Raw genomic sequence first — 7,422 nt, 5'->3', positions numbered from 1 at the left:
GCGAACAGGTGCGAACACCCTTCAAAATTCATAGCTGGGGCCGAATCGCGGTGCGCAATTCCCCGCGATGCATTAACCCCCGGGAAGGACCCGCAGCACCCCCCAAACCAACTAGGATGACCCCTATTGAGCTCGTGGCAGAATGGATAGCAAACTAGCGCCCCAACACTCATTGGCTCAGAGGACTTTCTATGCAGGAATTCAACTTCGCGATCCAAGGCTCCGCCGAAGTACCCTACCAAGTGAAATTCGTTGCCAGGGACGGCGAACTGTATGGCACATGCACATGCGCAGCAGGCGAACAAGGCCAGGCGTGCAAGCATCGATCCGCGATACTGGACGGCGACATTACGGCCGTCGTCAGTGGCGCAGACTACGCTGTGACACTCGCCAGCCTACTGCCCGGCACCAAACTGCAGACCGCAATACAAGCCATTGCAGCCGCCGAAGAGGACCTAGCTCGCGCGAAAAAAGCTGTTGCTGCCGCCAAAAAACAACTTGGCCGCGTCATGCTGCCACCAACCTTCTAGTGTCACCGCCGCGCCGTGCTGACTGCCTTGGCGTAGGCCGCGCTGAGCGCCGGCCCGAACGTGACTGCCACCGTCTTCTTCGCCCCGGCCCTGTACCCTAGGACCGGGCGCGTCTTGTGCGCATCCTCAAACCTCACTATCAGCTTCATCCCGGCGCGCTTACCGCGCACTGCCTTTGTCCTCTGCCAGACCCCGTCAACCGTTCCCGCCTTCGTCTTTACCTTGCCAACGAAAACGTTCTTTCGGGCAGCCAGGCGGCGCACCGTTGAACGGGGAATGTTTCCGTATTGGTTGAGGCGCTGAGCCACTGGCTTGATCAGCGCCCTACCGTCCAGCTTGTTCACGCCACCGAGCTCGTAGGGCTCAAGGTAGCGAGCTGCAATGTCCTTGACGAAGACAAGCGCTTGCTGCGTCGTCTTCGTCGCTCGCTGCACTGCAACGGACTTAAGCGTGAACGGCGTTGGCCTGTCCAATCGCTTTTGCATGCCAGCAACCGCGTTGGCTTGGACTTTCAGGGCCACCGCGTTGAGCGCCTGCGCGGTCGCAAATGGCATTTGCTTCCGGGCGAAGTCGTCAAGGTCACGCTGAAACGCCTTTACGTTCGACCTGAGATTGATCTCGAACACGCTATCGCCTGACCCATGCAGCAGGCATGATTTCCGGCGCCGGCTCTTTGGCAAACACAGGCACCTCCCGAATGAATCGCGACGGTGCCGCAGGCGGGAAGGCGGTCACGGTAACCACGGCGATTGCTTCCTCCGGGGCGAAATCCGGCTCCTCAATTCCTGTCACGATGGCAGGCACCTCCCTCTGACCGTTCAGCCAGACGGCAGAACGCATCAGGACCGTGACGCCGAGCAACGAGGTTTTCGCAGTTTTAGCTTGTCTGGACATGGGGTTAGCACCTCAATGATGTGCATCGCACCGGGGGGGGGGGCAATGCCCAGAGCGCCACTGCGGGGCTGAAAGAGAAATGGGTACGGCAGGTAGCGGCCCACCGTACCCGAACCCGGGCGAGAGACCAGGGAGGAGACAACCAGGAAGAAATCAGATCGACGGGCACATGCGCCAGCGCGCCGTCACGGTCGGACGGCTGCGCTTCGCCGCCCGCAGGCAGAAAGCCTCAGAAGCATTCAGGCCACAAACCCGGGGCAGACCTAGCATAGCCAGGTGTGCGTTTGCCGCCGGAAGGCGTTCCCAAACCCAGCGGCAAAGGCCCCCGAACGCCTTGCGGAACGATGCCGCGAGAACCACCACGAGACGCGCGAAGGCATGGACCAGCTTCTGGAGATCCGACTTGAAGGCGAGGATGTTCATGTGCAACTCCGCGAGGGAAAAACGAAAAAGCCCGCGCGGCGAACCGGGCGGGCTTTGAATCCATCGCGTTCCGTTCAGAGACACGCATCCCTCCTCAGGGATGCTATGTCTCGGTCTGAACCGGTAACGCCGCGATGGGCAATCAGTAATCTGTGGCGAAGGATAAGACACTTTCCGGCAATTTTCAAGTACCAAGGGATGTCCGATTCCGACACAAGGTGTCGAAAGGTCAAGGTAATTTTGATTTCGCCTGGCTGATTCGTTCGCTCCACGTCATTCTGGTGAGCGCCTGTGAGACATAATTGAGAAAGGAGATCGCCTTCAGGCTGTTCACCTCGACCCCATAGTCCAAGCTATCGCCGTGCATCACAGTATGCCGGTTCAACCCACTGAATTCCGGATCCCTACCGTTCTTGCTCACGTTGAGTGGCCCTGTCATGCCTAGGGGCAAGAGAATGATCGCTGTCCAAAAATCATGCTCATCAGAGCTTGCGTGCACAGCGGTGCCAGGGCGCGTGCTGCCGCGTTTTTCCCTCATGAAGTAATAGGCTTGGCATCTTTCGAAGCAAATTCCGTCCGCTTGGGCCAGGAATACGGGTACCGAAAGCACGTATTGGCCTAACCGGTGAGCTTCGAACGCGGCGCGTATGATGTGCGCCCGCTCGGGGAATTGCTCACAAATCTCATTCTCTATCCGATCAAGATTCGAGCGAAAGTGCTCCTGCAACTCCGCTTCCGCATTGGCCGCATGAGCTGGCTCAGCTATCTCCCTTCCAAGACGAGGCGGATCGGACAAGCTCATCCCCTGGTCAACGTACCAGCCGTGCTTGGCGAGATTGACATACGCCTCCCGCATCTTTTTTGGCAGCTCTTCCGCTGCCCTCACAATTGCTTGCCCGATCACCGGAGCGATAGCTGACCATTCATCTCTGAACTCAGTGATCCGCCGCACCGCAGCACCAATCATCTGGGATAGATGCTTCAGGTTCTTGCCGACCTGCCGCAGTTGCTCCTCAGAAAAAAACGGTGGCAGGTCATTATTGTCAGGGCTTGAATCCATTGATTTGATTGCGACCAGGTATGGAATTCACATTATCCATCACCCGGTGCCTGCTGCCGCGCGCCGCGCCTCATAGCGGCATCGATAGCCTCGTCCAGGCGCTCACCGCTTGGGCAGTCGTATCCCGGCTTGACCGACTTGCGCGGGTCGCAGACGACGGCCATGTCGGATCTTCCCCAATGCTGTTCTCGTAGCCACCGGTACCGCGCCGCATCCATAGCATCGCCCGCCGTCGCCTCCGCGTTGCCGGATGGGCGGACGGCGAGCAGCTTGCGCAGATCTTCACGCATCACTGGAACCTGAGCTATTCGGTTGACGTCAGCATTGCGAAGTGCGGCCTCGCATCTTTTGTTCTGCTCGTCCGTCAGCGCCCCGCGCGTGGCCTTGATCTGCTCATCCACCCACTGCTGCACCTCTTGCTCGACCCAGCCGCTCGCGCGCCCAAGCTTGATGGGCGACGGAAAAGTGTGGTCCTTGATGCGACCATATATGGCCGTCTTGCGCAAGCCAACCCGCTCACAGACTTCGGGAAGCCGCATGATCCGGCGTTGCTGTTCGGTGCTCATGCCGCCTCCTTGGCCTTCAGACTGTCCGTCTTCGCCTTGATCTGCCCCCTGGCGCTGATGCCATCCAGTACTCGCGACATCACCGAAAGCGCCTTTGCATGCCTCACCTTCCAGTGCTGGAGCGTGTTGGGCGACTGGCCGTACTTCCTCACCAAGATCCGGCATACCACCTGCGCCGACAGGCCGTGTACGTAGTGGTACTGCAGGAGGCGTTTCGCTAGCGGGTCATGAATCGCCTGCCAGGCTTGCTCGAGCAGCCACCCGTCTGCCACGTCCCGCGGCACAATCTGCTGAGGCGCTCCCCACTCGTCCTGCCGACTGAGAGCGGTCGCCAGCTTTGCCCAGGACGCGCAGTGTTTGGGCTGCCATCGCGGGTCTCTCACCACCCTTCCCCAGTTCTCCAATCTCGCCTCAATCGTCATCAATTCCCCCGCTGGAACAACTCACACCGTCTGCCGTACTGACGGCGCTTAAACTTGCACACCCGCTCCCTCTCCCCGTCGGCATCCTTGAACGGGGATCGATTCGCGCAGTCCCCACACGCCTTGTCGGCCCGCCTCGCTTCCTCCTGGTGGCGCATCGCGATCTCTTCCGGGGTCAGGCGGTACATGTAGCTGGGATGGATCAACGCCGCACCCCTTGCTGCCAGCGCAACCACGGTAGGCGCACGCTGGCGTGAAACTTGGCGTCGGCCGCCGGCACATGGTCCAGCTGGGCCCGGGATTCGATGCCGCATCGCTCCAGGATGTAGGCTTTGGCGTCGTCTGCGGTCTCACACGGCGCGCCGGTCCTGCTGGCCACCATTCGGCGGAACTCGGGATTGCCACACCACATGCCAGCTAAATTCGACAGGGCGCCGCCCTTCTGCCGTTCCGTCATGTCGGCGCTCCCATACCGAAAAGCGCACGGATGACCGGGTGCTGCGTGGGAACGATGAACTCAACGGGCTTCGATGGCTTGGCTGGCTCAGGTCGCCGAACGTGGTAGCGCTTCTGGCGTACCGTAGATAAAGGTGAGGCCGGCCTCTCAGCGTCTACGCCAGGGAATGGCAGCCAGACTGGGCGCGGCTTCCCGCGGCCCTTCTCGAACCTAACCACGTGGGCCTTCCCCTGCCCATGCCGCGTACGCATGAGGTAGTCGACGTTCTCGCGCGTCACGCCCACGGCATCGGACAATTCATGCACCGTGCGCCCTACACGGTCCCGGCACAGGTGCCGTATCGCAATCCACGCCCGCGATCGGTCCCCAGTTGCAAGCAACGCCCTCAAACCCAGCCTCGTGGCACGCATATGGACTGCGGCCCGTGTCCGGCCGAGAAGATCGGCAATCTCCTGCCCCGGCATGCCAGATGCGTACAGCTCCTTGAGCCGCTCCTCTTCCGCTACAGTCCGGTGAGCATTCGTCATCGCACCATCCCCCACAGGATCGGACCAATCACACACGCAATCACCAGCACTGCGAACAGGTCGCAAATGTCAGCTGCGCTCACTTGGCCTCCTTGATTGCTTGCAGCCTGGACACCTCTTCCGGGTTCTCGGCGCGCCACTGCGCCCAGCTCTCGTCTGTCAGCTTCCATTCAATCCATTCCGGGTGGTCCGGCTTGGCGAGGAACGTCGTTTGATGGCCGTCTACGCATTTCTCGCAGCGCTGGGGGCCGCGCTGGGCGATGTAGAGGTGCGAGCCGCAGAAATGGAGGCCACAGCCGTGCTCGCCGCCGTACGGTTCTCCGCCACAGACATACGCCATCCCGCGATCGATCTTTTCGTTGCACTCCGGGTGATCGCAGAACGCCGGCACGCCATAGCCGATGTCACGTTCCCAGTTGCTGTCAAACCCAAGGCTCCAACCCATTACCACCCCTCCCTGCTCTGAATCGCTGCCTTCACCGCGGCAATCGCCGCGCCCGTCTTCACCTGATCGGTCGTGAACCGGAGCACCGTCCAGCCCTGAGCTGCGGCCGCGTTGTATTTCTCCAGGTCCGCCTGGTACCCAGAGCCCCGGGTGTGCCGGCCGCCAATCCACGTGCCGCCCTCCACTTCCACTGCCAAGCGCTTGCCCGGCCATGCGAAGTCGAAGCGCCACCTGCGGGTTGGGTCAAACCGGTACTCCCGCTCCTGCCCCGTCAAACCCGACGCCTTCACCTGATTGGCGAAGAGCTCTTCGCCGAGGCTTATACCTAACCGGGGACGACGCGGCGCAGTCGGCCGGCGTGCTGTCATGCCTGCTCCTTCACCTTGGGCTTGCGTTCGCGCGCGGCCTCTGCGAGTAAAACCGCCAGCAATCGAAATGCGGCCAATACCCACATTCCGACCCATGCTGTTAGCCAAACCAGCAGAATCTCAGTGACGAAGTGGTAGGTCTTGATGCCCCTCGGCCGCTGGACCCCATCCAGCAGCGACTTGTCGCCGAAGAGCCCGAACAAGAGCATGAGCAGCGTGAAAAACCATGCGAACACCTGGAACGCCCGGGCAGCGCCTTCCGAACCGGTCTCCATGTGGTACCAAAGCGTCCCGAATACCGCTGCATCGATCAGAATGGCCTTCAGCCAGTAGCGCAGTGCTAGCATCACCTCTCCTCAGACGCCGAGATCCATCGGCGGATGCCCGTAGACGTATTCGTGGTCGCCGGCGTACCGGGTGCTCTGCTTGCGGAGCAGGTCGGCGAAGTAGGCGTCGCGCCACGGCCCCTCGCCGGCCGCCTTGAGAACCCGAACCTTGAAGTCGGCGAACGCCTCGCCGCGGGCCTTCTGCCACTTCACGCCGCTCTCTAGGCCCACCCGCTCGATGCCGCTAGCACTGGTCCACCAGTCGTCCGCTGCCCGGACAAACCCGGATTGGCCTCCGCCCTGCTGGGGCGCCTTGGCGGAGCGCTGGCGGGTCGAAGCGATCATCCGGTGCAGGTAGCCGGCATTCGGTTTCTCGTCCGGCTTTCGGAGACGGAAGATGTCGACGTGCTCGGCGATCTCCAGGTCGGTGACACCCATCCGGTCCATCTCGATCACCGCGGCGCTGTTGCTCGTGGCGTCGGTCATGCCGTAGGTCTTGCGCAGCAGAATGGCGATCTGCACCGGCCGGGTGTTGGGTTGGCCTGTTGTCGAATTGAGGATGTGACCTGCCGGCGCGCCTGCGCCACAGTTCACTGACGGTTCATTACGGTTAACTGATGATTCGGGTGCAATAGCTGTTGCACCCTTTGACGTCGTGGATTGCACCCTTTCCTGTCGTGGATTGCACCCTTTGCTGTCGTCAGTTGCACCCTTTACCGGTTCTAAGGGTGCAGAATTTGCGCCCTTTGCCTCTCCCTCCGCCCCATCCTCAAAGGGTGCAATTTCYGCGCCCTTCACCCATGCCGGATTGATGCGGTATTCGCGGGTGCGCCCCTTCGCCTCTGCACCGGGCTTTCGACCGCCCTTGGCGCCAGAAACGAGGATCAGCCAGCCGGATTCCTCCATGCTGCGCAGCTGGTATTGGACGGAACGTTGCGACTGGCGCGTCTTCTGTGCCAGGCGAGCGATCGATGGGAAGATGCTGGTGCCGTCGTCGTGCGCATGGTCGGCCAGTGCCAATGCGAGCAGCATCTCGCCGCCGCCCGCCGGATACCGATCGAACACCATGCCCGTGATCTTTGCGCTCATGCGGCGCACTCCACACGGGCCGCTGGCACGCCGTACATCTTCAGACGGTACGCCGCCCACCGGTCGTACGCTTCATCCCAAGCTAGGCGCTTCTGTACCTTCGTGTGGCGCCTCCCCTGGTCGAGTTCAGCGTGGCACTGGAAGCAGCCCGGCACCGTCATCCGGTCGTCAGCCTTGATGCCCTTCCCTTTGCCGTGCTTCAACTGGTTGGAATGGGCAGGAACCACGGTGTCCGGGTTATTCCGGCAGATGCCCGGGAAGCGGAGATAGCACAGCTGCCCGTGGCACAGCATGTCCGGGTGAAGCAGCGGATTG

The 7,422-nt window shown here is 61.4% G+C and carries 13 protein-coding genes; 1 reads left to right on the top strand and 12 read right to left on the bottom strand.

Annotation, left to right across the window (positions count from 1 at the left end):
* The first annotated feature begins 191 nt into the window (after positions 1–191).
* On the top strand, positions 192–530 hold the full coding sequence (locus AB4Z27_RS28085) for a hypothetical protein (protein WP_441645850.1): 339 nt from the start codon (positions 192–194) through the stop codon (positions 528–530).
* Positions 531–532: 2 nt separating this feature from the next.
* On the opposite strand, the gene AB4Z27_RS28080 is transcribed toward AB4Z27_RS28085, so the two are convergent.
* From AB4Z27_RS28080 to AB4Z27_RS28025, 12 genes are all read right to left on the bottom strand, one after another.
* On the bottom strand, positions 533–1,156 hold the full coding sequence (locus tag AB4Z27_RS28080; protein ID WP_441645849.1) for a hypothetical protein: 624 nt from the start codon (positions 1,154–1,156) through the stop codon (positions 533–535).
* Between the two features lies 1 nt (position 1,157).
* Entirely contained in the window at positions 1,158–1,424 is a 267-nt protein-coding gene (locus AB4Z27_RS28075; protein WP_441645848.1) for a hypothetical protein, read from the bottom strand.
* Between the two features lie 153 nt (positions 1,425–1,577).
* Positions 1,578–1,847, bottom strand: a complete 270-nt coding sequence (locus AB4Z27_RS28070) for a hypothetical protein (protein WP_441645847.1) — start codon at positions 1,845–1,847, stop codon at positions 1,578–1,580.
* 229 nt (positions 1,848–2,076) lie between these two features.
* Complete coding sequence (locus AB4Z27_RS28065) at positions 2,077–2,907, bottom strand: hypothetical protein (RefSeq protein ID WP_441645846.1); 831 nt, start codon at positions 2,905–2,907, stop codon at positions 2,077–2,079.
* Between the two features lie 32 nt (positions 2,908–2,939).
* Positions 2,940–3,473: a helix-turn-helix transcriptional regulator gene (locus tag AB4Z27_RS28060; protein ID WP_441645845.1), complete on the bottom strand. Its 534-nt coding sequence runs from the start codon at positions 3,471–3,473 to the stop codon at positions 2,940–2,942.
* A complete protein-coding gene (locus AB4Z27_RS28055) occupies positions 3,470–3,895 on the bottom strand; it encodes a hypothetical protein (protein ID WP_441645844.1) in 426 nt (141 codons plus the stop codon). The genes AB4Z27_RS28060 and AB4Z27_RS28055 overlap by 4 nt, the downstream gene beginning before the upstream one ends.
* 202 nt (positions 3,896–4,097) lie before the next feature.
* Positions 4,098–4,352: a hypothetical protein gene (locus AB4Z27_RS28050; protein ID WP_441645843.1), complete on the bottom strand. Its 255-nt coding sequence runs from the start codon at positions 4,350–4,352 to the stop codon at positions 4,098–4,100.
* A gap of 606 nt (positions 4,353–4,958) precedes the next feature.
* Positions 4,959–5,324 carry a hypothetical protein gene (locus AB4Z27_RS28045; RefSeq protein WP_441645842.1) on the bottom strand — a complete coding sequence of 122 codons (366 nt, stop codon included), beginning with the start codon at positions 5,322–5,324 and terminating at the stop codon, positions 4,959–4,961.
* Positions 5,324–5,692, bottom strand: coding sequence for a DUF559 domain-containing protein (locus tag AB4Z27_RS28040; RefSeq protein ID WP_441645841.1), 369 nt, complete (start codon positions 5,690–5,692; stop codon positions 5,324–5,326). The genes AB4Z27_RS28045 and AB4Z27_RS28040 overlap by 1 nt, the downstream gene beginning before the upstream one ends.
* Complete coding sequence (locus tag AB4Z27_RS28035) at positions 5,689–6,039, bottom strand: hypothetical protein (RefSeq protein ID WP_441645840.1); 351 nt, start codon at positions 6,037–6,039, stop codon at positions 5,689–5,691. The genes AB4Z27_RS28040 and AB4Z27_RS28035 overlap by 4 nt, the downstream gene beginning before the upstream one ends.
* Before the next feature lie 9 nt (positions 6,040–6,048).
* A complete protein-coding gene (locus AB4Z27_RS28030; RefSeq protein ID WP_441645839.1) occupies positions 6,049–7,107 on the bottom strand; it encodes a helix-turn-helix domain-containing protein in 1,059 nt (352 codons plus the stop codon).
* Positions 7,104–7,422, bottom strand: a 319-nt coding sequence (locus AB4Z27_RS28025) for a nuclease domain-containing protein (RefSeq protein ID WP_441645838.1), incomplete at its 5' end; no start/stop codon positions are given. The genes AB4Z27_RS28025 and AB4Z27_RS28030, both read right to left, overlap by 4 nt.

Origin of the sequence: Cupriavidus sp. KB_39, assembly GCF_052114485.1 — a bacterium.
Classification (GTDB): domain Bacteria; phylum Pseudomonadota; class Gammaproteobacteria; order Burkholderiales; family Burkholderiaceae; genus Cupriavidus.
This window is presented reverse-complemented; position numbering and strand designations above follow the sequence as displayed.

Coding starts and splice junctions, on each gene's coding strand:
- AB4Z27_RS28085 (WP_441645850.1), top strand. CDS start 192: ATGCAGGAATTCAACTTCGCGATCCAAGGCTCCGCCGAAGTACCCTAC.
- AB4Z27_RS28075 (WP_441645848.1), bottom strand. CDS start 1,424: ATGTCCAGACAAGCTAAAACTGCGAAAACCTCGTTGCTCGGCGTCACG.
- AB4Z27_RS28070 (WP_441645847.1), bottom strand. CDS start 1,847: ATGAACATCCTCGCCTTCAAGTCGGATCTCCAGAAGCTGGTCCATGCC.
- AB4Z27_RS28065 (WP_441645846.1), bottom strand. CDS start 2,907: ATGGATTCAAGCCCTGACAATAATGACCTGCCACCGTTTTTTTCTGAG.
- AB4Z27_RS28060 (WP_441645845.1), bottom strand. CDS start 3,473: ATGAGCACCGAACAGCAACGCCGGATCATGCGGCTTCCCGAAGTCTGT.
- AB4Z27_RS28055 (WP_441645844.1), bottom strand. CDS start 3,895: ATGACGATTGAGGCGAGATTGGAGAACTGGGGAAGGGTGGTGAGAGAC.
- AB4Z27_RS28050 (WP_441645843.1), bottom strand. CDS start 4,352: ATGACGGAACGGCAGAAGGGCGGCGCCCTGTCGAATTTAGCTGGCATG.
- AB4Z27_RS28045 (WP_441645842.1), bottom strand. CDS start 5,324: ATGGGTTGGAGCCTTGGGTTTGACAGCAACTGGGAACGTGACATCGGC.
- AB4Z27_RS28040 (WP_441645841.1), bottom strand. CDS start 5,692: ATGACAGCACGCCGGCCGACTGCGCCGCGTCGTCCCCGGTTAGGTATA.
- AB4Z27_RS28035 (WP_441645840.1), bottom strand. CDS start 6,039: ATGCTAGCACTGCGCTACTGGCTGAAGGCCATTCTGATCGATGCAGCG.